This window comes from Streptomyces sp. NPDC006872, from assembly GCF_040635845.1.
Classification (GTDB): domain Bacteria; phylum Actinomycetota; class Actinomycetes; order Streptomycetales; family Streptomycetaceae; genus Streptomyces.
Map to the genome: position 1 here is coordinate 169,645 of NZ_JBEYIL010000019.1, position 22,813 is coordinate 192,457.

At 72.1% G+C, this 22,813-nt stretch carries 21 protein-coding genes; 13 read left to right on the forward strand and 8 right to left on the reverse strand.

Going from position 1 to position 22,813, the window contains the following annotated elements; translation table 11 throughout:
* Nucleotides 1-64 precede the first annotated feature (64 nt).
* From ABZ725_RS41320 to ABZ725_RS41330, 3 genes are all read left to right on the forward strand, one after another.
* The gene (locus ABZ725_RS41320) at nt 65-1,450 is read left to right on the forward strand and encodes a peptidase C39 family protein (protein WP_358807494.1); all 1,386 of its coding nucleotides are present in this window, start codon (nt 65-67) and stop codon (nt 1,448-1,450) included.
* Between the two features lie 93 nt (nt 1,451-1,543).
* Entirely contained in the window at nt 1,544-1,684 is a 141-nt protein-coding gene (locus tag ABZ725_RS41325; RefSeq protein WP_358807495.1) for an SCO1431 family membrane protein, read from the forward strand.
* Nucleotides 1,685-1,758: 74 nt separating this feature from the next.
* Nucleotides 1,759-2,418: a TetR/AcrR family transcriptional regulator gene (locus ABZ725_RS41330; RefSeq protein ID WP_358807496.1), complete on the forward strand. Its 660-nt coding sequence runs from the start codon at nt 1,759-1,761 to the stop codon at nt 2,416-2,418.
* A gap of 233 nt (nt 2,419-2,651) precedes the next feature.
* On the opposite strand, the gene ABZ725_RS41335 is transcribed toward ABZ725_RS41330, so the two are convergent.
* On the reverse strand, nt 2,652-3,902 hold the full coding sequence (locus ABZ725_RS41335; RefSeq protein ID WP_358807497.1) for a glycosyl hydrolase family 18 protein: 1,251 nt from the start codon (nt 3,900-3,902) through the stop codon (nt 2,652-2,654).
* A 196-nt stretch (nt 3,903-4,098) separates the two neighbouring features.
* On the opposite strand from ABZ725_RS41335, the gene ABZ725_RS41340 reads away from it, so the two are divergent.
* From ABZ725_RS41340 to ABZ725_RS41350, 3 genes are all read left to right on the forward strand, one after another.
* A complete protein-coding gene (locus ABZ725_RS41340) occupies nt 4,099-5,274 on the forward strand; it encodes an acyl-CoA dehydrogenase family protein (protein WP_358807498.1) in 1,176 nt (391 codons plus the stop codon).
* Between the two features lie 455 nt (nt 5,275-5,729).
* On the forward strand, nt 5,730-6,854 hold the full coding sequence (locus tag ABZ725_RS41345; RefSeq protein ID WP_358807499.1) for a hypothetical protein: 1,125 nt from the start codon (nt 5,730-5,732) through the stop codon (nt 6,852-6,854).
* A 4-nt stretch (nt 6,855-6,858) separates the two neighbouring features.
* Complete coding sequence (locus ABZ725_RS41350; RefSeq protein ID WP_358807500.1) at nt 6,859-7,953, forward strand: phosphotransferase family protein; 1,095 nt, start codon at nt 6,859-6,861, stop codon at nt 7,951-7,953.
* Between the two features lie 28 nt (nt 7,954-7,981).
* On the opposite strand, the gene ABZ725_RS41355 is transcribed toward ABZ725_RS41350, so the two are convergent.
* Nucleotides 7,982-8,437, reverse strand: coding sequence for a hypothetical protein (locus ABZ725_RS41355; protein WP_358807501.1), 456 nt, complete (start codon nt 8,435-8,437; stop codon nt 7,982-7,984).
* 289 nt (nt 8,438-8,726) lie between these two features.
* Here ABZ725_RS41355 and ABZ725_RS41360 point away from each other — a divergent pair, with 289 nt between their 5' ends.
* The 4 genes from ABZ725_RS41360 to fxsA all read left to right on the forward strand — a co-directional run bounded on the left by ABZ725_RS41360 (nt 8,727) and on the right by fxsA (nt 12,799).
* Nucleotides 8,727-9,167: an Lrp/AsnC family transcriptional regulator gene (locus tag ABZ725_RS41360; protein ID WP_310433982.1), complete on the forward strand. Its 441-nt coding sequence runs from the start codon at nt 8,727-8,729 to the stop codon at nt 9,165-9,167.
* Nucleotides 9,168-9,215: 48 nt separating this feature from the next.
* Nucleotides 9,216-10,832: an amidohydrolase gene (locus tag ABZ725_RS41365; protein WP_358807502.1), complete on the forward strand. Its 1,617-nt coding sequence runs from the start codon at nt 9,216-9,218 to the stop codon at nt 10,830-10,832.
* A gap of 568 nt (nt 10,833-11,400) precedes the next feature.
* Nucleotides 11,401-12,237, forward strand: a complete 837-nt coding sequence (locus tag ABZ725_RS41370; RefSeq protein ID WP_358807503.1) for a polyprenol monophosphomannose synthase — start codon at nt 11,401-11,403, stop codon at nt 12,235-12,237.
* Nucleotides 12,238-12,283: 46 nt separating this feature from the next.
* The gene (gene fxsA, locus ABZ725_RS41375) at nt 12,284-12,799 is read left to right on the forward strand and encodes an FxsA family membrane protein (protein ID WP_351918779.1); all 516 of its coding nucleotides are present in this window, start codon (nt 12,284-12,286) and stop codon (nt 12,797-12,799) included.
* Between the two features lie 211 nt (nt 12,800-13,010).
* Here fxsA and ABZ725_RS41380 read toward each other — a convergent pair whose 3' ends face one another.
* The 4 genes from ABZ725_RS41380 to ABZ725_RS41395 all read right to left on the reverse strand — a co-directional run bounded on the left by ABZ725_RS41380 (nt 13,011) and on the right by ABZ725_RS41395 (nt 16,529).
* Nucleotides 13,011-13,385, reverse strand: a complete 375-nt coding sequence (locus tag ABZ725_RS41380; protein WP_020128921.1) for an RNA polymerase-binding protein RbpA — start codon at nt 13,383-13,385, stop codon at nt 13,011-13,013.
* A 278-nt stretch (nt 13,386-13,663) separates the two neighbouring features.
* Nucleotides 13,664-15,025, reverse strand: coding sequence for an MFS transporter (locus ABZ725_RS41385; RefSeq protein ID WP_358807504.1), 1,362 nt, complete (start codon nt 15,023-15,025; stop codon nt 13,664-13,666).
* Between the two features lie 53 nt (nt 15,026-15,078).
* Nucleotides 15,079-15,846: a glycerophosphodiester phosphodiesterase gene (locus tag ABZ725_RS41390; RefSeq protein WP_358807505.1), complete on the reverse strand. Its 768-nt coding sequence runs from the start codon at nt 15,844-15,846 to the stop codon at nt 15,079-15,081.
* On the reverse strand, nt 15,843-16,529 hold the full coding sequence (locus ABZ725_RS41395) for a hypothetical protein (RefSeq protein WP_358807539.1): 687 nt from the start codon (nt 16,527-16,529) through the stop codon (nt 15,843-15,845). The genes ABZ725_RS41390 and ABZ725_RS41395 overlap by 4 nt, the downstream gene beginning before the upstream one ends.
* 159 nt (nt 16,530-16,688) lie before the next feature.
* On the opposite strand from ABZ725_RS41395, the gene ABZ725_RS41400 reads away from it, so the two are divergent.
* A complete protein-coding gene (locus ABZ725_RS41400; protein WP_358807506.1) occupies nt 16,689-18,188 on the forward strand; it encodes a PLP-dependent aminotransferase family protein in 1,500 nt (499 codons plus the stop codon).
* A 228-nt stretch (nt 18,189-18,416) separates the two neighbouring features.
* Here the strand turns inward: ABZ725_RS41400 and ABZ725_RS41405 are convergent, their stop codons facing one another.
* Both ABZ725_RS41405 and ABZ725_RS41410 read right to left on the reverse strand, forming a co-directional pair.
* Nucleotides 18,417-20,057 carry a hypothetical protein gene (locus tag ABZ725_RS41405; protein ID WP_358807507.1) on the reverse strand — a complete coding sequence of 547 codons (1,641 nt, stop codon included), beginning with the start codon at nt 20,055-20,057 and terminating at the stop codon, nt 18,417-18,419.
* Nucleotides 20,058-20,097: 40 nt separating this feature from the next.
* Nucleotides 20,098-20,292 carry a hypothetical protein gene (locus ABZ725_RS41410; protein WP_020128927.1) on the reverse strand — a complete coding sequence of 65 codons (195 nt, stop codon included), beginning with the start codon at nt 20,290-20,292 and terminating at the stop codon, nt 20,098-20,100.
* A 262-nt stretch (nt 20,293-20,554) separates the two neighbouring features.
* Between ABZ725_RS41410 and ABZ725_RS41415 the strand changes: the two genes are divergently transcribed.
* A complete protein-coding gene (locus tag ABZ725_RS41415) occupies nt 20,555-20,947 on the forward strand; it encodes an ankyrin repeat domain-containing protein (RefSeq protein WP_358807508.1) in 393 nt (130 codons plus the stop codon).
* 324 nt (nt 20,948-21,271) lie between these two features.
* Complete coding sequence (locus ABZ725_RS41420; protein ID WP_358807509.1) at nt 21,272-22,693, forward strand: HEAT repeat domain-containing protein; 1,422 nt, start codon at nt 21,272-21,274, stop codon at nt 22,691-22,693.
* Nucleotides 22,694-22,813: the final 120 nt, after the last annotated feature.

Genomic DNA, 22,813 nt, shown 5'->3' on the forward strand with positions numbered 1-22,813 from the left:
AAGTGCCGGTGGGCGAGTCCATAGTGGGCGCACAGCCGTGCAGACACCTTGGGGGTCCCCGCCCATGAGCAGAGTCGAACCGCCGTCCCGTAGATCGGTCCTCGCCACCGTGGTCGCCGCCGCGCTGGCAGGGGGCTCGGCACCGTCCGCGGCGGCCGCCGACGCGGTGGACGCGGGGAGCTCCACAGGCGTCGGGGACGCGGAATCGGCCCCGGTCCGCTCCGTCGACTACCGCGCCTGGACCACCTACGCCGACTGGAGCGCCGGCACCGCCCGGGGCGTCCGTGCCGTCGCGGGCGACCGTCCGGGCGTCGCCGTCGCCACCCCGCTCGGCGCCGTCGACTACACCGACCCGCACACCAGGACCACCGCCGCCTGGGAGCACGCGACCTGGACCTCGCCGCTCCACACGCTCGCCGTCCCCTCGACGGAGGTGATCGCCTCCTGGAACGCGAGCACCCCGGCCGGAACCTGGCTCCAGGTCGAGCTGAAGGGCTCCTACTCCGACGGCACCGACACCCCCTGGTACGTGATGGGCCGCTGGGCCTCCGGCGACCAGGACGTCAAACGGACCTCGGTCGACGGCCAGAGCGACGGCAGAAGCACCGTCTGGACCGACACGCTCGCGATCGACGACGCCTCGACGGGCCTGCGCGTCGCCTCGTACCGGCTCCGGCTCACCCTGTACCGCCGGCCCGGCACCCAGCTCACCCCGACCGTGTGGCGGCTGGGCGCGATGGGCTCCGACGTCCCGGACCGCTTCACCGTGCCGGCCTCCGTGCCCGGCCTCGCGCACGAGCTGGACGTCCCGCGCTACTCGCAGGAGATCCACCAGGGCCAGTACCCCGAGTACGACAGCGGCGGCGAGGCCTGGTGCAGCCCGACCTCCTCGCAGATGATCGTCGAGTACTGGGGCGGCCGGCTCAGCGCCCAGCAGCTGGCGTGGGTCGACCCCGCCTACGCCGACCCGCAGGTGTGCCACGCGGCCCGCTTCACCTACGACCACCAGTACGGCGGCTGCGGCAACTGGCCGTTCAACGCCGCCTACGCGGCCACCTTCGCCGACCTGCAGGGCGTGGTCACCCGGCTCGGCTCGCTCACCGACCTCGAGACGCTGATCGCCGCCGGGATCCCGGCCATGACGTCCCAGTCCTTCCTCAAAGCGGAGCTCACCGGAGCGGGCTACGGCACCGCCGGGCATCTGATGACCGTGATCGGCTTCACGGCCGCGGGCGATGTGATCGCCAACGACCCGTTCTCGGCCGACGACTCGGCGGTGCGGCGCGTGTACCGGCGGCGGGAGTTCGAGAACGTCTGGCTCAGGACCAAGCGCCACAACGCGAGCGACAATGTCGTCTCCGGCACCGGAGGCGTCTGCTACCTCTACTTTCCGGCGCGTCCGACCGCGCGCCAGTGCCAGGCCCTCACGGCAGTGGGCGTCCCCGTGTGAGTAAGGTCTCTGCCGCAAGGGACCCGCGAGGTGGCAAGGTGGAAGGGCAGGTGGGGGGAATCCACCCAGTTCGTCCGACCTCAGCGAGACACCATGACCGCACAGACAGCCACCGCCGCCCGCACCCGCACCGGCGGTCCCGAGACCGACGGCCCGAAGCTCCTGGAACACGTCATGGGCTGGGTTCTCGTCGCCGTCGTCGCGATGCTGATCACCCAGCTCGGACTGCTGTGACGGGTGGGACCTGACGCGCGGTTGACCTGACATACTGCGGATGTCCCGCAGACTGCCCGAGACCAGGGTCGAAATTGAATATCAGTGAACAGCGCGAAGTCGCCCGTCCCCGGGCACGCGGCACCGAGCGCTCACTGGCGCGTCGCGCCGAACTCATCTCCATCGGGCGGAAGTTGTTCGCCGACACGTCCTACGACGCGCTCTCGATGGACGACATCGCCCGGCAGGCGCACGTGGCCAAGGGGCTGATCTACTACTACTTCCAGTCCAAGCGCGGCTACTACCTGGCGATCATCCAGGACTCCGTCGCCGATCTGGTCACCTTCGCGGCGAGCGGTCATGAACTGCCCCAGGTGGACCGGGTGCACCGCACCATCGACAGCTACCTGCGCTACGCCGAGCACAACCAGGCCGCCTACCGGACGATCGTCAGCGGCGGCGTCGGCTTCGACACCGAGGTGCACGCCATCCGGGACGGGGTGCGCGCGGCGATCGTCTCGACCATCGCCGAGGGCGCGTACGGCAGTGCCGACATCCCGCCGCTGCCCCGCATGGGCCTGCTGGCCTGGGTGTGCAGCGTCGAGGGCGCCACCCTGGCCTGGATCGACCGCCCCGAACTCTCCCGCGAGGTCATGGGCGACCTGCTGGTGAAGACCCTGGGCGGCTCCATGCGCGCCATCGAGGAACTCGACCCCGCCTTCCCCGCGCCGAAGCCGGCCCAGCGCGAGGACTGACCCCGGAGAAGAGGACTGGCGCACCGGGCAAGAGGACTGACGCACCGGGCAAGAGGACTGACGCACCGGGCAAGAGGACTGACCCACCGGGCAAGAGGACTGACCCACCGGGCAAGAGGACTGACCCACCGGGCAAGAGGACTGACCCACCGGGCAAGTGGACTGACCCACCGGACAAAGGGACTTGGGGCGAAGGCTCGTGGTCCTCCGCCCCAAGTGGCCTACCCGGTGGGCTACTTGATCGCCTTGATCAGCTCACCGTTCGCGGTGTCCCCGCTCAGCTCCCAGAAGAACGTGCCGCCCAGGCCCGCTTGCGACTTGTACTTCATCTTCGTGGCGATGGTCGCCGGGGTGTCGTAACTCCACCAGTCGTTCCCGCACTTGGCGTACGCGGTGCCGCCGACCGTGCCGGTCGCCGGGCACTTGGTCTTGAGCACCTTGTAGTCCTCGTTGCCGGCCTCGTAGGTGCCGGCCGCCGGCCCGGTGGCCGTGCCGCCCGGCTTCGCCTGGGTGACGCCGGTCCAGCCGCGCCCGTAGAAGCCGATGCCGAGCAGCAGTTTGCGGGCCGGGATGCCCAGGCTCTTCAGCTTGGCGATCGTGGCGGCGGAGTCGTAGCCCTGCTGCGGAATGCCGGGGTACGAGGTCAGCGGCGAGTGCGGTGCCGTCGGGCCGGTGGCCGCCCAGGCGCCGAAGTAGTCGTACGTCATCGGGTTGTACCAGTCGACGTACCGTGCCGCGCCGCCGTAGTCCGCCGCGTCGATCTTGCCGCCGGCGGTGGCGTCCGCGGTGATCGCCGCGGTGATCAGCTCCCGCTTGCCGAACTCGGCGCGCAGTGCCTTCATGACGTCCCGGAACGCCTCCCGGCCGCTGGTGTCGCAGGTGAGGCCGCAGGCGTTCGGGTACTCCCAGTCGATGTCGATGCCGTCGAAGACGTCGGCCCACTTGGGGTTCTCGACGAGGTCGTGGCAGGACTTGGCGAAGGCCGCCGGGTCCTTGGCCGCCTCGCCGAAGCCGCCCGACCAGCTCCAGCCGCCGAACGACCAGATGACCTTGAGGTTCGGATGCAGCTTCTTCAGCTTGCGCAGCTGGTTGAAGTTGCCGCTGAGCGGCTGGTCCGCGGTGTCGGCCACGCCGTCCACGGACTCCTCGGCGGTGAACGGCTTGTCGGTGTCCGCCCAGGAGTCGCCGAGGGCGCACTTGCCGTCGGTGACGTTGCCGAAGGCGTAGTTGATGTGGGTGAGCTTCTTCGCCGAGCCGGACGTCTCGATGTTCTTGACGTAGTACTGGCGGTCGTAGATGCCCCAGTCGGTGAAGTAGCCGACGACCTTGGAGCCGGTCGCGCCGGTGGTGTGCCCCTTGGCGGGGCCGGGCTCGCCGGCGCTGGCGGTGCTCGCGCCGACGAGCAGGGCGGCGCCGAGAGCGGCGCAACAGGCGGCTGACAGGAGCGTCCGGAACCGGGCGCGGGGGTGGAGCGGGGTGTGCATCGGGTGTCTCCTCGCAGGGGACAGGGAGGGGATCGCACGCCGATTGGCATGAACGCGGGGAAGCGTTGGACCGAAACGGTAGGTGGACTAGACCAGTCAGGTCAATGGTTTGGACCAATCAGCCGTGCGGTGACGGCGCCGCGCGCGCATACTCACAGCGCGAAGCCGCGAGTCGGCCACGGAGGAGGAAGCCGCCATGCCCGACCGCCCGCCGACGCCGGTGGACCGCGTCCTGCCCACGGCCGAGGCCCGGCAACTCATGACGCTGGTGCGCGACATCGCCCGCCGCGAGATCGCGCCGGCCGCCGCGGCGGAGGAGGACGCCGGGCGCTTCCCGCGCGAGCTGTTCACCCTCCTGTCCGAATCGGGGCTGCTCGGTCTCCCGTACGACTCCGCGCACGGCGGCGGCGACCAGCCCTACGAGGTCTATCTCCAGGTCCTCGAAGAGCTGGCCGCGGCCAGGCTCACCGTCGGACTCGGGGTGAGCGTGCACACCCTGGCCGCCTATCCGCTGGCTGCCCACGGCACGCGGGAGCAGCGGGCCGCACAGCTGCCGGCCGTGCTCGGCGGCGGGCTGCTCGGCGCGTACTGCCTGTCCGAGCCGTCCTCCGGTTCGGACGCGGCCTCGCTGCGGACCCGGGCCGTGCGGGAGGGCCGGGGAGACTGGGTGATCACCGGCACCAAGGCCTGGATCACCCATGGCGGGATCGCCGACTTCTACACCGTCATGGCCCGCACCGGCGGCGAGGGCGCGCGGGGGATCACGGCGTTCCTGGTGCCCGCCGACGCCGTGGGCCTGAGCGCCGCGGCCCCCGAGCGGAAGATGGGGCTGAAGGGCTCGCCCACCGCCCAGGTCCACTTCGACGGCGTGCGCGTCCCGGACGCCCGGCGCATCGGCGACGAGGGCCAGGGCTTCGCGATCGCCCTGGCCGCGCTGGACTCCGGGCGGCTCGGCATCGCTGCCTGCGCGGTCGGTCTCGCCCAGGCCGCCCTGGACGAGGCAGTCGCCTACGCGGTGCGGCGACGGCAGTTCGGGCGGCCGATCGCCGACTTCCAGGGGCTGCGCTTCCTGCTCGCCGACATGGCGACCCGGATCGAGGCGGGCCGGGCGCTGTACCTGGCGGCCGCGCGGCTGCGGGACGCCGGCCGGCCGTTCGCCCGGCAGGCGGCCATGGCCAAACTCCACTGCACGGACGCCGCCATGCAGATCACCGTCGACGCCGTCCAGGTGCTGGGCGGGTACGGCTACTCCGCCGACTTCCCCGTCGAGCGCTACCTGCGCGAGGCCAAGGTCCTGCAGATCGTCGAGGGGACGAACCAGATCCAGCGGATGGTCATCGCCCGTCACCTGCTGGGTCCGGAGAGCCGCTGAACTGCCCGGGCCGCACCTGCGGGGCCGCCAGCCGCGCCCACTCCGGGTCGTGGCGTCCCGGCAGGGTACGACCCCGGTCGGCCCAGAGACGCAGCAGCGCGCGGTAGATGGGCGGGTCCTGAGGGGCCGGCGGAGCCAGCGGAACCGATCCTGCACGGACGGCCTCGGCGCGACCGGACTCCGTGCGACCGGACTCCGCGCGGACGGCTTCCGTGCGGAGGGCCTCTGCGCGGACGGGTTCCGGGCGAAGGGGGACGAAGAGCTGGCGGTGACGCCCGGGCGCAGCCGAAGAGGTGGGGGTCATACCAGGGCAACGCGCGGCCGCGGGGCAGGTCACCGGCAGGCGTGGTCGAGCGTGAGTTCGGGCAGTGCCCCGGTTCCGGTCCGACTTTCATCTGGTCGCCGGACAGTGTCTGACGTACCGTCAAATCCCTTGCCCTCAGGGAGGTGCGCTCATGGGCGACGACCGCCCCGTGCCGCTCGACGAGTACCCCGTCCACCAGGTGCCCCTGTCGATGAAACACGTCGCGACCGGGGACCGGAACGCCTACGACCGCTGCATCTTCCACGTCCTCGACCACGAGGGCCGGGCCCTGCTCATCGTCGGCCTCGGGGTCTACCCCAACCTCGGTGTGATCGACGCCTACGCCACCCTGCGCCTCGGCGATCGCCTCTTCGCCGTCCGCGCCTCCGACGCCCTCGGTGAGGACCGTATGCGGCTGGAGGTCGGCCCACTGCGGATCCGGGTCGAGCGCCCGCTGCGGGACTTCGTGCTGAGCTGCGCGGCGGACCCGGACGACCCCGAGGGGCTGTCGTACGAGATCCACTGGTCGGCGGACTTCCCGGCCCTGTGGGAGCCGCACCACCAGCAGCGGCGCGGTGGACGGCTCACGCTGGAGGGGAAGCGGTTCGTGCAGGCGGGACGGTGCGTGGGGTGGCTGCGCGCGGGCGGCGCCCTGACCCGGCTGACGGCCGGCGCGTGGACCGGAACCCGCGACCGCAGCTGGGGTGTACGGCCGGTGCCGGGCGAGGAGGGCGGGCGACTCGCCCAGGACCATCCGACCGAGGGGTTCCACTGGATCTGGTGCCCGGTCCGCTTCGACGACCGCTTCCTGATGGTCATCACCCAGGAGGACGCCGACGGCTACCGCTCCCTGAACGACGCCACGCTCGTCCGCCCCGGCCGCCGTGACCGCCAACTCGGCTGGCCCCAGGCGGAGATCACCTACCGGCCCGGCACCCGCCGGCCGGAGCGCGCCCTCATCCACCTGGGGGACCACCGCAAACCGCTGGAACTGGAGGCGGAGATCCTCACCTCCTCCCCGCTCGCCGTCGGCGCCGGCTATCCGCCCGCCGACGACTGGCAGCACGGCACCTGGCGCGGCCCCCGCTGGACCGACCGCCGCACCTACGACCTGGCCGGCCCGCACCCCCTGGCCGGGTACGGGGTGACCGACCACGCCGCCCGGTTCCGTCTCGACGGCCGGGAGGGCCACGGGATCTTCGAACACGGTTCGTTCGGCCGCCACGACCCGAGCGGCTTCACCGGCTTCGACTCCGTTGCTCCGCAGGGGAGTTGAGAGCATGCCCACGGCACCGCGGCCCCGCACCACCACCCGGGATCCGGAGGAACTGGCCCGCCGTCTGACCGCCTGGCTCGCCACCCGGCTGCCGGGCGCCAAGGCGGTCGGCGTGACCGTCCCCGCCGCCAACGGCATGTCCAGCGAGACCCTGCTCTTCGACGTCGAACACCCTCGACCGCCCGTCCGCGCCTGTGCGCTGAGGCTCGCGGCGGATCCCGCGGCGTACACCGTCTTCCCCGTGTACGACATGGCCCGGCAGTACCGCACGATGCGAGTCGTCGCCGAGTGCACGGACGTGCCCGTGCCCCGTGTGCTGTGGCTCGAGGAGGACCCCGGCCCGCTCGGTGCGCCCTTCTTCGTCATGGAACGCGTCGAGGGGCGGGTCCCGCCCGATGTGATGCCCTACACCTACGAGGGCAACTGGCTGCACGCGGCGAGCGACACGGAACGGGAGCGCCTGGAGGCCGCGACGATCGGACTCCTGGCCCGGCTGCACGACCAAGTACCCCTGAGGAAAGCCGAGTTCCTCGCTCTTCCCGGCGAGGGCGACGCGCTGCGCCGGCATGCCGCCGCCCAACGGGCCTACTACGACTGGGTCGTCGACGGCCTCGCCCGCTCACCGCTCATCGAGGACGCCTTCGACCGGCTGGCCGAGCTGTGGCCCGACGATCCGGGCACACCCGTCCTGAACTGGGGCGACGCCCGCATCGGGAACGTGATCCACGACGGCTTCGAGCCCGTCGCCGTCCTCGACTGGGAGATGGCGGCCCTCGCCCCGCGCGAGGTGGACCTCGGCTGGACGCTCTACCTGCACCGCTTCTTCCAGGACCTCACGGTCGCCTCCGGCGGGCGCGGACTGCCCGACTTCCTGCGCCGGGAACGCGTCGAGGAACGCTATGCGCGGCTGACCGGCCACACCCCGCGGGACATGGACTTCTACACGCTGTACGCCGCGCTGCGGCAGGCGATCGTGATGCTGCGGGTGGCCTACCGGCAGGTGTACTTCGGCGAGGTCGCCGTCCCGGCCGATCCGGACACACTGATCCTGCACCACGGCAGTCTGCGGGCCATGGTGCAGGGCAGCTACTGGGGTTGAGCCGGTGAGCCGAGCGCGGGAGCCGTGCTCAGGCGGCCGCGCGGCGCATCGCCGGCACCCGCATCGGGCGCGAGGCCGGGCCGCCGACGTGCGAGAAGGGCTGGGTGCGCCAGTCCAGCCCCTGAGGGAGCGTCAGCAGGAGCGCGGTGTCCTGCTCCTGGGGCTCCACGGACTCGTCCGCGGGCCGGGCCTCGGAGGCCCCGCGCCCGGTCCCGGCGCAGACCGTGAGCCCGAACGGGTTCCACGGCGAGGCGCACAGGGCGTGCTCCGGCAGCACCTCCTCGTCCGCCAGCAGCGCGATGGGCTGCGCGCAGTCCGGGCAGATCACCCGGTACATCTCGAAGGTGTCGTACGCGTCGAAGTGGTCGGCGTCATCGCCGTCGAAGCCGTCGGCGTCGAAAGGTTCGACGCCCTCCGGCTCGGGCTCGACGACCGACTGGAGCCGCTTGGGCGCGGTGCGACCAGGGCGCTTAAGACTCTGCATGGGATTCTCCCCCTCGGGCTGGGCCGTGAAGGCACTGCGGCCTCGACCACAGCAAGCACTTCCCAGCCCGTCTCGGAGGTAATCACGAGGGCATCACGAAGCCTTGACGAGCGCTGTGGCATTCGTCACATGCCACTTGCAGGTGCCCAGGGCGCGGCCGAGTGCGTCGGATGGCTCACAAGTGACCCACAGCGGGCTCGTGGTCGACCTTCGGACACATCACAAACCGGCTATGACCTGGGCTGTATAGGTATACGCGGAGATCGCACGCACGGTAAGTTCTTGCGTCATGGAGGAGCTGGACCGACAAATCGTGCAGCTGCTCGTCAAGGACGGGCGGATGAGTTACACCGATCTGGGCAAGGCCACGGGCCTGTCCACCTCGGCCGTGCATCAGCGGGTGCGCCGGCTGGAACAGCGCGGCGTCATCCGCGGGTATGCGGCCGTCGTCGACTCCGACGCCGTCGGGCTGCCCCTGACCGCCTTCATCTCGGTGAAACCGTTCGACCCCAGCGCCCCCGACGACATCGCCGAGCGGCTGGCGGGCGTGCCGGAGATCGAGGCCTGCCACAGCGTGGCCGGCGACGAGAACTACATCCTCAAGGTCCGTGTGGCCACCCCGCACGAGCTGGAGGAGCTGCTGGGACGGCTCCGGGCGCTCGCCGGGGTGTCGACGCGCACGACGGTCGTGCTGTCCACCCCCTACGAGGCCCGGCCGCCGCGGATCTGAGGGGTCCCCGTGCCCGGGCCGCCCGGGGAAGGCGCGAGACTGTTCCCCATGAGTGAGCGCACCCCCGAGCCGAACACCGTCCTGCTCCGCCGAGGAGAGGTCCACAGCCCCGCCGACCCGTTCGCGACCGCGATGGTCGTCGAGCGCGGCCAGGTCGCCTGGGTCGGTTCCGAGGGCGCCGCCGACGCCTTCGCGGACGGCGTCGACGAAGTGGTCGACCTGGACGGAGCCCTCGTCACCCCGGCGTTCACCGACGCCCATGTGCACACCACCTCCACCGGCCTCGCGCTGACCGGGCTCGACCTGTCCGCCGCCCCCTCCCTGGCGGCCGCCCTCGCCCTTGTCCGGGACTTCGCGGCGGCCCGTCCGCACGACAAGGTGCTGCTCGGGCACGGCTGGGACGCCTCCCGCTGGCCGGAGGGCCGCCCGCCCCGGCGGGCCGAACTGGACGAGGCCACCGGCGGCCGCGCGCTCTACCTCAGCCGGATCGACGTCCACTCGGCCGTGGTCGGCACCGCCCTGCTCGACCTCGCGCCCGGAGCCCGAACGGCGGCCGGCTGGACCGACGGCGAGCCGCTCACCCGCGACGCCCACCACGCCGTCCGCGCCGCCGCGTTCGCAGCTGTGACGCCCGCTCAGCGCGCCGAGGCCCAGCGGACCGCCCTCGCACACGCCGCCGCCCTCGGCATCGGCTCCGTCCACGAGTGCGCCGGGCCGGAGATCTCCTCCGAGGACGACTTCACCGATCTGCTGCGGCTCGCCGCCGAGGAACCCGGCCCGCGGGTCGTCGGCTACTGGGCCGAGCAGGATGTCGACAAGGCCAGGAGGCTGGGCGCGCTCGGCGCCGCCGGGGATCTGTTCGTCGACGGCGCCCTCGGCTCCCACACCGCCTGTCTGCACGCCGCGTACAGCGACGCCGCCCACACCGGCACCGCCTACCTGGGCGCCGCCGAGGTCGCCGCGCATGTGACGGCCTGCACCGAGGCCGGTCTCCAGGCGGGCTTCCACGCCATCGGCGACGCCGCCGTGACCGCCGTCGTCGAGGGCGTGCGCGCCGCCGCGGAGAAGGTCGGCCTCACCCGGATCCGCGCCGCCCGGCACCGCGTGGAGCACGCGGAGATGCTCACGCCCGAGACGATCGCCGCCTTCGCCGAACTCGGCCTCACCGCCTCGGTCCAGCCCGCCTTCGACGCCCTGTGGGGCGGCGAGGAGGGCATGTACGCCCAGCGGCTGGGCGCCGAGCGGGCTCGCACCCTGAACCCCTTCGCGGCCCTGCTGCGGGCCGGCGTCCCGCTCGCCTTCGGCTCCGACAGCCCGGTCACCCCCCTCGACCCGTGGGGCACGGTCCGCGCCGCCGCCTTCCACCGCACCCCCGAGCACCGCGTCTCCGTACGCGCCGCCTTCACGGCCCACACCCGCGGCGGCTGGCGGGCGATCGGCCGCGACGACGCGGGCCTCCTGGTCCCGGGCGCGCCCGCGGACTACGCGGTCTGGCGTACGGAGGAACTCGTCGTCCAGGCCCCCGACGACCGGGTCGCCCGCTGGTCCACCGACCCCCGTTCCGGCACCCCCGGGCTGCCCGACCTGACCCCCGGCGCCGACCTGCCGGTGTGCCTGCGCACGGTGGTGGGCGGCCGCACGGTGTTCGTGCGGCCGAGCGAGTGATCTCCCGCGGCCGCGCGGCGAAGATCACCCGTCCGCCCGCCGCAGTGCGACCTGCGTCTCCTCCCCGCTGACCAGGCCATTGACCGAATAACCGCAGGTCGAACAGCTGTTGACAGCCGACTGCGGCGGGCCGGTAGGTTCGGCGGAGTCCACCACCGGACGCCCCGCCGGGGAACATCCGCGCACTCGCCGCGGCGCCGCTGGGTCAGGGACGGTGTGCCGCACCGGCGCACCGCCACTGGCAGCCAGGCTCAGCGCCCGTGCCGCAGCGAGGGAACGTTCCGGCCGGTCGGGGAGGTGTGACCCGGGTGGGGCCCGGGCGCTCAGTAGACAACGGCATTCGGTCGACCCGCAGCCAGCGGGTCCCGGGCCGGCCCGAAGGGCGCCGGGCCCCCATCCGCAGCAGGCTTGCCCGCACCTGTGCGGGGTATGTGTGCACATACGAGCCCAAAAGCAGATTCTTACCCCGCTCTTTCGGATACGACACCATGATTCGAACGTCCAGTCACGTCCGCTCAAGCGGCGGCCACTATGGTGGTCCCCTGCGTACGGACTTGAAGGGGCAGTAGTGAACGACGGCGACGGGACCCTCGCGGCACAGGACCGAGGGAGGCGGTTGGGCCCGCTCGGCACGGCCTTGGTGATCATCCCGACCTACAACGAGGCGGAGAACATCAAGAGCATCGTCGGCCGGGTGCGCAAGGCCGTCCCCGAGGCCCATGTCCTCGTGGCCGACGACAACAGCCCCGACGGCACCGGCAAGCTCGCCGACGAACTGGCCGTCGGCGACGACCAGGTCCAGGTCCTGCACCGCAAGGGCAAGGAAGGCCTCGGCGCCGCCTACCTCGCGGGCTTCCGCTGGGGCCTGGAGAACGGCTACGGCGTACTGATCGAGATGGACGCCGACGGCTCCCACCAGCCCGAGGAACTCCCGCGCCTGCTCACCGCGCTGAAGGGCGCCGACCTGGTCCTCGGGTCGCGCTGGGTGCCCGGCGGCCGCGTGGTGAACTGGCCCAAGTCCCGCGAGGTCATCTCCCGCGGCGGCAGCCTCTACTCCCGCCTCGCCCTCGACCTCCCGCTGCGCGACATCACCGGCGGCTACCGCGCCTTCCGCCGCGAGACCCTGGAGGGCCTCGGGCTCGACGAGGTCTCCTCCCAGGGCTACTGCTTCCAGGTCGACCTCGCCCGCCGCGCGGTCAGGGCCGGCTTCCACGTCGTCGAGGTGCCCATCACCTTCGTCGAGCGCGAGCACGGTGACTCCAAGATGAGCCGCGACATCCTCGTCGAGGCGCTGTGGCGGGTCACGGCCTGGGGCGTGGGGGAGCGGGTCGGCAAGATCACCGGCCGCACCGCCGACCAGCCGGAGCGCTCGGAGACCCCCGCGAAGTCTCACAGCGACGGCTGACCGTCCCCTTATCCCGCTCTGAGCCGGGTCCGGGCACACTGGAAGCATGACGACAGGCGCCCCGACCCCCGCGTACCCGACGACTTCCACCCAGCAGCCCCGCCGCTCCCGCCTGCGGACGTTCCTGCCGCTGGGCCTCGCCGCGTGGCTGGTGCTGGAGATCTGGCTGCTGACCGTGGTCGCGGGCGCGGCCGGCGGTTTCACGGTCTTCCTGCTGCTGCTCGCCGGGTTCCTGCTCGGCGCGGTGGTCATCAAGCGGGCGGGCCGACGGGCCTTCAAGAACCTGAACGAGGCACTGCAGCGCGGCACCGCCCCCAGCCGGGGCGGCGGCAACGGCCTCATGATGCTCGGCGGCCTTCTGCTGATGATCCCGGGTCTGGCCTCCGACGCCCTGGGCCTGCTCCTGCTGCTCCCGCCGGTCCAGAAGGCCATCGGCGCCTACGCCGAACGCAAACTTCGCCAGTCGGCCCCCGGCACCCTGGGCGACGCCTTCCAGCAGGCCCGGATCCACCGCCCGGACGCCAAGGTGGTCCCGGGCGAGGTCATCAGGGACGAGCAGTGAGTAATTCTTCGGGCGGGCCGGCATCCTCCAGCCCGTCCGGCGTTTGAGGACGAGGCCCTTTCAGGGCCGAAGGCGGCCCGGGGGCACAGCTCCCAGGGCCGGTCGCACAACGCGCACCGCATGCCAATGACCGCGGGCGCCGTACGTAACCTCACGTACGGCGCCCGCGGTCATTCGGCGTGCGCTGTATGGCCGCCCCAGCCCCGCAGGGCTACGCGGACTTGCGGCTGTCCCGGGGATGTACCGCAAGGTTCATCGCCCCGGACCGCAGAACGGCCAGCCGCTCCTCGAGGACCTCTTCGAGTTCCTCGCGGGTCCGCCGCTCCATCAGCATGTCCCAATGCGTACGCGCGGGCTTGGCCTTCTTTTCCTCAGGGCCATCGCCGTCGACGAGGAGTGCAGGGGCTCCGCAGACCTTGCACTCCCACTCCGGCGGAATCTCCGCCTCGACCGAGAAGGGCATCTCAAAGCGATGTCCCTTCTCGCATGCGTACTCCACGGCCTGGCGCGGGGCCAGGTCGATACCGCGGTCCGTCTCGTAGCTGGTCACCACGAGGCGCGTGCCGCGAAGAGCTCGCTCACTCATGAATCGTGCCTCCCGGGCTTGTCGCCCACAGGACAGGTGTCGCTGTCGTCGTCATCCGGTCAACGTCCGGTCGGCGGTAAAGATTCCCGTTCCGAGTCCCGTTCCGGGTCATGCGTCGCCGTCGTAGCCGCAGCCTTGTCAACCAGTGCAGTACCCACCGGCGCCCGGTTTGTCACATCTGAAAGGAGATGTCACCCAGCGTTTCGGCATCTTTGACGCGCAGTAACGGTACGCCTGGCAGGCCAAACGCGTACACTACCGCCCTTTCGCTCTGAGTGCTAAATCCTCTCGGGCACCGGATTCCCCACGCCCTCGATCGCCCGCCGCACGGGGACCCGCGCGAGCAGCAGGAACCCGATGACGAAGAAGACCACCAGGGAGATGATCGCGTCCCGATAGCTTCCGGTGAGCTGGTAGGTGATCCCGAACAGCAGCGGGCCGAGCCAGCTCATGCCGCGGTCGCTCATCTCGTACGCGGAGAAGTACTCGGCCTCCTTGCCGGGCGGGACGAGATGGGAGAAGAGGGAACGAGAGAGGGCCTGGCTGCCGCCGAGGACCAGTCCGATCGCGGCCGCCAGCAGGAAGAAGCCCACCGGCGCCCCGGCCGGCAGGAAGTACCCGGCGCCCAGCGTCAGCGTCCAGGCCACCAGGGAGCCGAGGATCGTCCGCTTCGCGCCGTACGTCCTGGCCAGGCGTCCCATGCCCAGCGCGCCCGCGACGGCGAGCACCTGCACCAGCAGGACGGCGCCGATCAGCGTGGACTGGCTGAGGCCGAGCTCCTCGGAGCCGTAGACCGAGGCCTGGGAGATCACGGTCTGGATGCCGTCGTTGTAGACGAGGTACGCGAGGAGGAAGGCGAGGGTCAGCGGATGGCGGCGCATGTCGCGGACCGTCGCCGCGAGCTGGCGCAGCCCCGGAGCCGTCGCCGCCTCCTTGCCTTCCGTCCGTGCGGCGGTCGGCCGGTCGCGCAGCCGCAGCAGCGGGACCAGCGTGAAGCCGCCCCACCACAGCCCGGCGGAGGCCAGACAGATGCGCACGGCCGTCGACTCGGAGACGCCGAAGGAGTCGTGGGCGAGATAGAGCACCAGGTTGACGACCAGCACCAGCGAGCCCGCCGCATAACCGAACGCCCAGCCCCGGGAGGAGACCGCGTCGCGCTCCTCGGGCGGGGCGATCTGCGGCAGGTAGGAGTTGTAGAGCATCATCGACACCGACTGGGCCGCGTTCGCCACGATCAGCAGCGCGCCGCCGAGCAGATAGCGGTCGCCGCCCAGGAAGAACATGCCGGTGGTGGCCGCGGCGCCCACATAGGCGGCGGCGCCCAGCAGGGGCTTCTTGCGGCCGGTGCGGTCGGCGGCCGCGCCCACCAGGGGCATCACCAGGACGGCCACGATCACCGACAGGGACACCGAGTACGCGAAGAACGAGCCCGCGCGGACCGGGATGCCCAAGGGGTGCACATACCCGTCGGCGTCCGCCGCGTGCTTGGCGACCGACGTCAGATAGGGGCCGAGGAACACGGTGAGCACGCTCGTCGAGTAGACGGAGCACGCCCAGTCGTAGAAGTACCAGCCGCGCTGCTCGCGCCGCCGCTCGGCGGCCTCGTCGGACGCCGCCGTCCGCACGGTGTCGATGCCCACCCGCGCCCTCGCTTCCCGCTTCCCGCAACCGCGCGCGGGGGGCGGGCCCGAGGTCAGACCCAGACGCCCCGGTCCTCCATGACCTTGCGCAACGTGTCGATGTGATCGGTCATGATGCCATCGACTCCCAGGTCCAGGAGCCGGTGCATCCGATCCGCGTCGTTGATCGTCCACACGTGCACGTGCAGCCCGCGCGCGTGGGCGGTGCGGACGAAGCGCCGGTCCACGACCTGGATGCCCGACTGGGCCTCGGGCACCTGCGCGGCGATCGCCGAGCCGCGCAGCGCCGCGGGCACGCCCCAGGACCGCAGCCGCAGGTTGAGCACGCCCCGGGTGCCGTACGACGTCGCCAGGCGCGGCCCGGCCAGCCGCTGGGCGCGCACGACACGGGCCTCCGAGAACGAGCCGACGCAGACGCGGTCCCACGCGTCCTTGGACGCGATCAGCTTGAGCAGAGGGTGCAGAGCGGGCTCCGCCTTGAGGTCGACGTTCCACCGCACCTCGGGGAAGGTCTCCAGCAGCTCCTCGAAGAGCGGCACCGGCTCCTTCCCCGCCACGCGCGCGTGGCGCACGTCCGACCACGGGAGGTCGGCGATCCGGCCCGCGCCGTCGGTCAGCCGGTCCAGCGTCGCGTCGTGGAAGGCGACGAGCTTGCCGTCCCGCGTGGCGTGTACATCGGTCTCCAGGTAGCGGTAGCCCGCCTCGACCGCGCGCCGGAACTGCGCCACGGTGTTCTCCAGACCGTCCGCGGCCCCGCCGCGGTGCGCGAACGCAATGGGCCCGGGATGGTCGAGGTACGGGTGGCGCATCAGGGTGGTCACGGACGAAGTATTGCTCCCTGGGGTGTCCCGGTGGCAACGACCGTGCTGCCGCCGGATGCCGCGGGAACGGCGAACACCCGAAGGAAGAGCTGGGCGAGCGGACCGATCGCCACCGCGTAGAGCAGCGTGCCGACTCCGATGGTGCCGCCGAGGGCGAACCCGGTCACCACGACCGCCACCTCCACCGCGGTCCGCATCAGCCGGATCGAACGCCCGGTGCGCCGGTGCAGCCCCGTCATCAGCCCGTCGCGCGGACCCGGACCGAAACTGGCCGCGATGTAGAGGCCGGTGGCCACCCCGTTGAGAACGATCCCGGCCAGCAGCAGGGGCACCTGAACGGCCAGGGCGCGGGCCTCCGGGACCCACGCGAGCGTGCCGTCCATCGCGAGGCCGACGACGAAGACGTTGGAGACGGTGCCCAGGCCCGGGCGCTGGCGCAACGGGATCCACAGCAGCAGCACCGCCGCGCCGACGACGATCGACACCACGCCGATGGTCAGTCCGGTCAGCTCGGCGAGCCCCTGGTGCAGCACGCCCCAGGGCTCCAGGCCCAGCCCCGCCTGCACGAAGAGGGCAGCGCTGGCGCCGTACAGCACGAGGCCGACGTAGAGCTGGATCAGCCGACGGGCGAGGCGGCCGTTCGGATCCCGCAGCGGTGATTGCCGCAGCGGTGAATCCTGCAGAGACGATTCCTGCGGCGGTGATTCCTGCGGCCGTGAATCCTGTGGTGGCGACTCGGACACGGGGTCCCCCTGGTGGTGGTAGTGGCCTGACTCGTGACACTCTGTGGCTTGGAAGCGAACGTCATCCATGGCCAATTCGGGGAAGGTGGACTGATCACCATGGCGCAGTGGACCTCAGCGGTGGGGGCCGCGCAGCTCGCGCGACTGCTCAAGTCCCAACAGGACCGCCCGGCGGGCCCGGGAACGCGCCGTCCGCCCGCCTACCGCGCGCTCGCCGACGGCGTCCGGCTGCTGGTGCTGGAAGGCCGCGTTCCGGTCGCCGCCCGGCTGCCCGCCGAACGCGAACTGGCCCTCGCCCTGTCCGTGAGCCGTACGACCGTCGCCGCCGCCTATGAGGCGTTGCGCGCGGAGGGGTTCCTGGAGTCCCGGCGCGGCGCGGGCAGCTGGACGGCCGTCCCGGCGGGCAACCCGGTGCCGGCCCGCGGCCTGGAGCCGCTGCCGCCCGAGGCCCTCGGCTCGATGATCGACCTGGGCTGTGCGGCCCTGCCCGCGCCGGAGCCCTGGCTCACCCGTGCCGTGCAGGGCGCGCTGGAGGAGCTGCCGCCGTACGCCCACACGCACGGCGACTATCCGGCGGGGCTGCCCGCGCTGCGGGCGATGATCGCCGAGCGGTACACCGCGCGCGGGATCGCGACGATGCCCGAGCAGATCATGGTCACGACCGGGGCGATGGGGGCCATCGACGCCATCTGTCATCTGTTCGGCGGGCGCGGCGAGCGCATCGCCGTCGAGTCGCCCTCCTACGCCAACATCCTTCAGCTGATGCGTGAGGCGGGCGCCCGCCTGGTGCCCGTCGCGATGGCCGACGGGCTCGCCGGCTGGGACATGGACCGCTGGCGCCAGGTCCTGCGCGACGCCGCGCCGCGCATCGCCTACGTCGTCGCCGACTTCCACAACCCGACCGGCGCGCTCGCCGACGAGGACCAGCGGCGCCGGCTCGTGGAGGCGGCCCGCTCCGCAGGCACCGTGCTGGTCGCCGACGAGACCATGAGCGAGCTGTGGCTCGACGACGACGTCGAGATGCCGCGGCCCGTGTGCGGCTTCGATCCCGCCGGGTCGACGGTGATCACGGTCGGCTCGGCCAGCAAGGCCTTCTGGGCCGGGATGCGCATCGGCTGGGTGCGGGCGGCCCCGGACGTCATCCGCAGCCTGGTCGCGGCGCGCGCCTACGCCGACATGGGCACGCCCGTGCTGGAGCAGCTGGCGGTGAACTGGCTGTTCAGCACCGGGGGCTGGGAGCAGGCCGTCGAACTGCGGCGAAGCCAGGCCCGGGGGAACCGGGACGACCTCGTCGCGGCGGTGCGCCGGGAGCTGCCGGAGTGGGAGTACTCCGTGCCCAAGGGCGGGCTGACCCTCTGGGTCAGGGCCGGAGGCCTCTCCGGGTCGCGGCTCGCCGAGGCGGGGGAGCGGGTGGGCCTGCGGGTGCCGTCCGGACCCCGGTTCGGGGTCGACGGCGCTTTCGAGGGGTATGTGCGGCTGCCGTTCACCGTGGGCGGCGCGGTCGCGGAGGAGGCGGCCGCTCGGCTGGCCGCCGCCGCCCGGATCGTCGAGAGCGGCGGCGCAGCGGGCGGCGAGGGCCCGCGCACATTCGTCGCGTAGAGAAGGCGACCGCCCTGGGGGCGAGGCGGGGACAGGCGGGCTTGATCCGGCGGGCTTGATCAGGAGGGCTCGACCAGGCCCGCCTGCCATGCCGGCGGGCCTGGTCGGCCGCCTGCGCTCGCCGACGGATCTGGCACGCGCGGGCGGCCGGTGGCGATCTGGTCGCCCGCCTGTGCTCGCCCGTGCCGGGAGGCCTGGTCAGCCGCCCGTCTGCGCCGATGCGTCCGGTTACCCGCCTGCGGTCGGCACCTGCTCGGCGACCGCTGCCTCCGTGACCGACGTCTTCGTGACCGACGTCTTCGTGACTGGCGCCTCCGTGGCCTCGGCCTTCGCCGGCAGCGGCAGTGCCTTGGTGTCGGCCGGGGTGGAGCGTGGGGGCAGGAGGTCCAGCACCGCCTGGCGGTGGGCGTTGCTCGTCGCGTCGTCGTAGGGGTCCGGGGTCGCCGGTACCTGCAGTCGGTGTACCGGACCCGATCCCAGCCGGGCGTAGCCGCGTCCCGGCGGGACCTGGTCGACGGGAGTGGTGTGCGGGGGCGCGCCGAGGACCGTCTCCAGTTGGCCGGTCGTCGCCGGGCCCAGCACGACACGCGCGCGTGTGTGCTGCCGTACCGCGTCGCTCAGTGAGTCCACGGTGTCGAACTGTTCGGCGACGACCACCGTGACCGCGGCCGCGCGGCCGTGCCGGAGCGGGACCTGGAGGAGGGACTGCGGGTCCTTGCGGCCGTCCGCCTCGGCCAGATGGGTGAATGCGGTGGGGCGGTCCAGGAGGATCCACAGCGGCCGCTTGGTGTCCTCCGGCGGCGGGTGGCCCGCCTGGCGGGCGCGGTTGGCGGCGATGAGCCGGCGCTCCGTCTCCCCGGCCGCCCACTCCAGGGCGGTCAGTGCCCCGTCCAGGCCGACCTCGACGCCCAGGACGCCGTCCCGGCCGGTGAGGCACGCGTACTCGCCCGTGCCGCCGCCCTCGACGACGAGGACGTCGCCCTGGTGCAGGGCCTGCAGGGCGATGGAGCGCAGGAGGGTCGACGTGCCGCTGCCGGGCTGGCCGACCGCCAGCAGGTGCGGCTCGGTGGAGCGGACGCCGGTGCGCCAGACGACCGGCGGGACGTCGCGCTGTGCCTCGCCGAAGGCCAGCGGGAGCGTCCGCTGGACCCGGGAGGGGTCGGTGAAGCCCAGGACCGTCTCGCCGGGGGCGGTGACGAAGCCCTGGGCGCAGATGTCGGTGGGGAGGGCGGGCAGGACGCTGACCGTGAGTTCGTTGCCCTCCTCGTCCCAGGCGAAGAGGTATTCGCGGCCGCGGCCGGACTTCGCGGCGAGCAGCTGCTCGATCCGCGCGCGGGGGCCGGCCTCGCCGTCCGGGAAGTACGCCGGATAGTGGATCACGAGGTGGGCGACTCGGCCCGAGTCGTCGAACTCCTGCTCGGGGAAGACCTTCTCCCAGTCGCCGCCGTGGGCGTACAGGGGAGAAGGGTCGTCCGCCGTGGAGAAGTACGGGACCAGGGCCTCGTACAGCACCTGGAGTCGCTGGATCTGCGATTCGTCAAGGCCTTCGGGGACCGGGGTGCGGTCCCTGCCCTGCCAGGCCGCCGCCGCCATCAGGGTGATGACGGCGAGCAGCGGACCGTACGGCACCAGTACGACGACCAGGATCACCGAGGCCGCCAGGAACAGCAGCGGCCCGCGTTTGTCCTTGGGCGTCTCGGCCCATCTGCGCCGCCCGGCCGAGGCCAGCCGGCGCAGTCCGCGGGTGATCGTGATCAGCGGATGGAGGACATCGGTGGCGCTGTCGGCCGCCGTCCGGGCCAGCTCCCGGCTTCGGGCGATCTGCGCGCTGCCTGTGCTCAGGATGCTGGGGAGGGGGCGCCGGGCCACTGCTGTCTCCTGGAGGTGCGTACGGGCGGGACGTGCGGCGTCAGAACTTGATGCCGCCGAGAAGGCTGGCCAGGCTCTCGCCGCCGGCCTTGATGCTCGGGGCGATGGCCGTACTGGCCATGTAGAACCCGAACAGGGCCGAGACCACGGCGTGGGACGCCTTGAGCCCGTCCTTACGGAAGAAGAGGAAGACGATGATGCCGAGCAGGACTACGCCTGACATGGACAGGATCATTTGGGTTCTCCTGGTTCGCGGGGGACAGTCACCATGAGTACTTCCAGGCTCACAGGATGTATCCATACGATAAAAGGTGCAACTAGGTGAAATACGGCTGATTTCCCCCAGGTGGCGGAGGGTCTGAAGGGTGCCTGAGCAGGAGAACTGCGTCGAAAGGGGCCGTTCGTGATCTTTGCCGACGGCCGCACCGGCCATGGGTCCGACGAGCCAGTACCCTGGCGATTCACCTGAACGGTTGTAGCGAGAGGCGGTCCGGCCGATGACTGAAGCCCCCGACCCCGAGGTCGTGGAGCTGGCGACCAAGATCTTCGATCTGGCCCGGCAGGGGCAGACCGAGGAACTCGTGGCGTACGTCGACGCGGGCGTTCCGGCCGACCTCACCAACGACCGCGGCGACTCGCTCGTGATGCTCGCCGCGTACCACGGGCACGCCGACGCGGTCCGGGCCCTGCTGGCCCGCGGTGCCGAGGCCGACCGGATCAACGACCGGGGTCAGACCCCGCTCGCCGGGGCCGTCTTCAAGGGTGAGACGGAAGTCGTCAAGGTCCTGCTCGAGGCCGGCGTCGACCCTTCCCAGGGGACGCCGTCGGCCGTCGACACGGCCCGTATGTTCGGCAGGGCGGAGCTGCTGGAGCTCTTCGGCGTGCACTGAGCCGACGTGTCCTGAGCAGGTCAAAAGAAGTTCCTGACCAGGTAAAACAACGACCACGGGGGAGGCGGTACAAGGCCGCCGGAAATTTCGGTCGCGGCAGGTAGAACAGCCGGGTCATCATGACGTCGTGATTCACGGACGCGATGGCTGGGCAGGTGTTGCCGCACCGCGCGGGCCGTGATGCGGTCCGCATGGGCCACCGACGAGAGGCAGAGGAAAATGGTCTACAGCAAGCAGGAAACGGCGGGCGCCCCGACGTGTTGTCACGCGGCCAGGTAATGCACGTCCCCGGTTGCGTCGACGCTTGATGTGAGGCTGTTTCCCATGTTCGATCCGGTCATAGCGCCCAGCGGTACGCTGCTCGGCCTGCTCCAGAGGGGCCGCGGCGACGGCACGCTGCACGCGCTCACCGCCCCGCGAGCCGAGGCGCTCGCGGCGCTGAACCACTGTGTGCTGCGGGACCCCCGCCACGACTGGCAGGTGGAGAACCGCTCCCTTTACTACGCCCGCCTCTACCTCGACCTCAGCGGCGAGCTGGACGAGATCGAGGCCCACCTCTTCGACGTCGAGGACGTCTTCGACACCGAGGAGTCACGCACGGGCCTCGCCCTGGCCGTCCTCGGCCACCTCGCCTCCTACGGCAGGCGGGACGCCCTCGACCTGCTGCGCAGATACGCCGCATCGGGCTCCAACTGGGCCTGGGCACTGGACGAGCTCGCCCTGCGGGACGACGACGCCGGCCTGCGCGCCCTGGCCGCGCCGGTGCTCGCCCGGTTCGCCACCGATCCCGAGGGCGAGGCCGAACTGGCCGCCGTCGTACGGGACGCCTTCGAGCCACGGCCCTGGCGGCTATGGGCCGAGGATCCACGCGAACACGTCTCCACGCGTGTGCGTGCCGCTCAGGAGGCCGGCTGTTTCGACCGCTGGCAACGGCAGATGAGCCCCAGCGGACCCCGTCCGGGCTGGAGCGTGCAGGCCGTGTTCGAGTGGGCCCAACAGGGCATCGAACGCGGAGCCGCGCTCCATGTCCCCGCCGCCCGCTGCCTCTCCGCCGTGGCCGGACCCGAGGACCGCCCCGAGATCGTGCAGGCGGCCAAGGACGGCACCGAGGGAGCCCGCTGCACCGCCCTGCGCTATCTCGCCGACGCCAATGATCCCGACGCCCTGCTCCTGATCGAACAGGCCGCCGCGGCAGGCCCGACGCCGGTCGTGGAGGCCGCCGTCGACGCCTTCGAGCGCATGCGCAGCGTCGCCGCCGTCGACCGGGCCCGCGGCTGGGCCCACCGGCCCGACGCCCTGGGCGCCGCCGCCGGCCGTATGCTCGCCTGCCGGGGCGGCACCCGGGACAGCGACCTGGTCCTCGGCGCCCTGCGCGAGGCCGTACGCGGCGAGGGCTGCGACGCGCCGACCCTGTGGACCCTCGTCGACGGCGCCGGACGGCTGGGCATCGTCTGCGCGGCGCCCGTGCTGCGCCATATCTACCGCGAGACGGCCTCGTCCCATCTGCGCGGGCGCTGCGCCCGCGCACTCGCCGCCACCGACCCCTCCTACGCCGCAGGCTTCGCCGTCGAATGCCTCTGGGACTGCGAGGAGGGCACCCGCGAGATCGCCGCCCGGCACGCCGAGACCGGTGACGCCCGGGTCGTGGAGCGCCTGCGCCGACTCGCCGCCGACCCGGCCGAGGAGGCCGAGGTCCAGACGGCCGTACGGAGCCGGATCGGACCGGACGCGGCGTCCGCCATGTGAACACGGAGCAGGCCGCCGCCGGAGGGGAGCCTGGCGGGGGCCTGCACCCGTTCATGAACACGAAGTGGCCGGTGGGGCGGACGGGCATGGACGGCGTCCGACCTGCGTGGTGCGGATCGG

Bases quoted from the DNA above. Each gene is read 5' to 3' on its own strand.
- ABZ725_RS41320 (WP_358807494.1), top strand. From the start codon at position 65: ATGAGCAGAGTCGAACCGCCGTCCCGTAGATCGGTCCTCGCCACCGTG.
- ABZ725_RS41325 (WP_358807495.1), top strand. From the start codon at position 1,544: ATGACCGCACAGACAGCCACCGCCGCCCGCACCCGCACCGGCGGTCCC.
- ABZ725_RS41335 (WP_358807497.1), bottom strand. From the start codon at position 3,902: ATGCACACCCCGCTCCACCCCCGCGCCCGGTTCCGGACGCTCCTGTCA.
- ABZ725_RS41340 (WP_358807498.1), top strand. From the start codon at position 4,099: ATGCCCGACCGCCCGCCGACGCCGGTGGACCGCGTCCTGCCCACGGCC.
- ABZ725_RS41345 (WP_358807499.1), top strand. From the start codon at position 5,730: ATGGGCGACGACCGCCCCGTGCCGCTCGACGAGTACCCCGTCCACCAG.
- ABZ725_RS41350 (WP_358807500.1), top strand. From the start codon at position 6,859: ATGCCCACGGCACCGCGGCCCCGCACCACCACCCGGGATCCGGAGGAA.
- ABZ725_RS41355 (WP_358807501.1), bottom strand. From the start codon at position 8,437: ATGCAGAGTCTTAAGCGCCCTGGTCGCACCGCGCCCAAGCGGCTCCAG.
- ABZ725_RS41360 (WP_310433982.1), top strand. From the start codon at position 8,727: ATGGAGGAGCTGGACCGACAAATCGTGCAGCTGCTCGTCAAGGACGGG.
- ABZ725_RS41365 (WP_358807502.1), top strand. From the start codon at position 9,216: ATGAGTGAGCGCACCCCCGAGCCGAACACCGTCCTGCTCCGCCGAGGA.
- fxsA (WP_351918779.1), top strand. From the start codon at position 12,284: ATGACGACAGGCGCCCCGACCCCCGCGTACCCGACGACTTCCACCCAG.
- ABZ725_RS41380 (WP_020128921.1), bottom strand. From the start codon at position 13,385: ATGAGTGAGCGAGCTCTTCGCGGCACGCGCCTCGTGGTGACCAGCTAC.
- ABZ725_RS41400 (WP_358807506.1), top strand. From the start codon at position 16,689: ATGGCGCAGTGGACCTCAGCGGTGGGGGCCGCGCAGCTCGCGCGACTG.
- ABZ725_RS41410 (WP_020128927.1), bottom strand. From the start codon at position 20,292: ATGATCCTGTCCATGTCAGGCGTAGTCCTGCTCGGCATCATCGTCTTC.
- ABZ725_RS41415 (WP_358807508.1), top strand. From the start codon at position 20,555: ATGACTGAAGCCCCCGACCCCGAGGTCGTGGAGCTGGCGACCAAGATC.
- ABZ725_RS41420 (WP_358807509.1), top strand. From the start codon at position 21,272: ATGTTCGATCCGGTCATAGCGCCCAGCGGTACGCTGCTCGGCCTGCTC.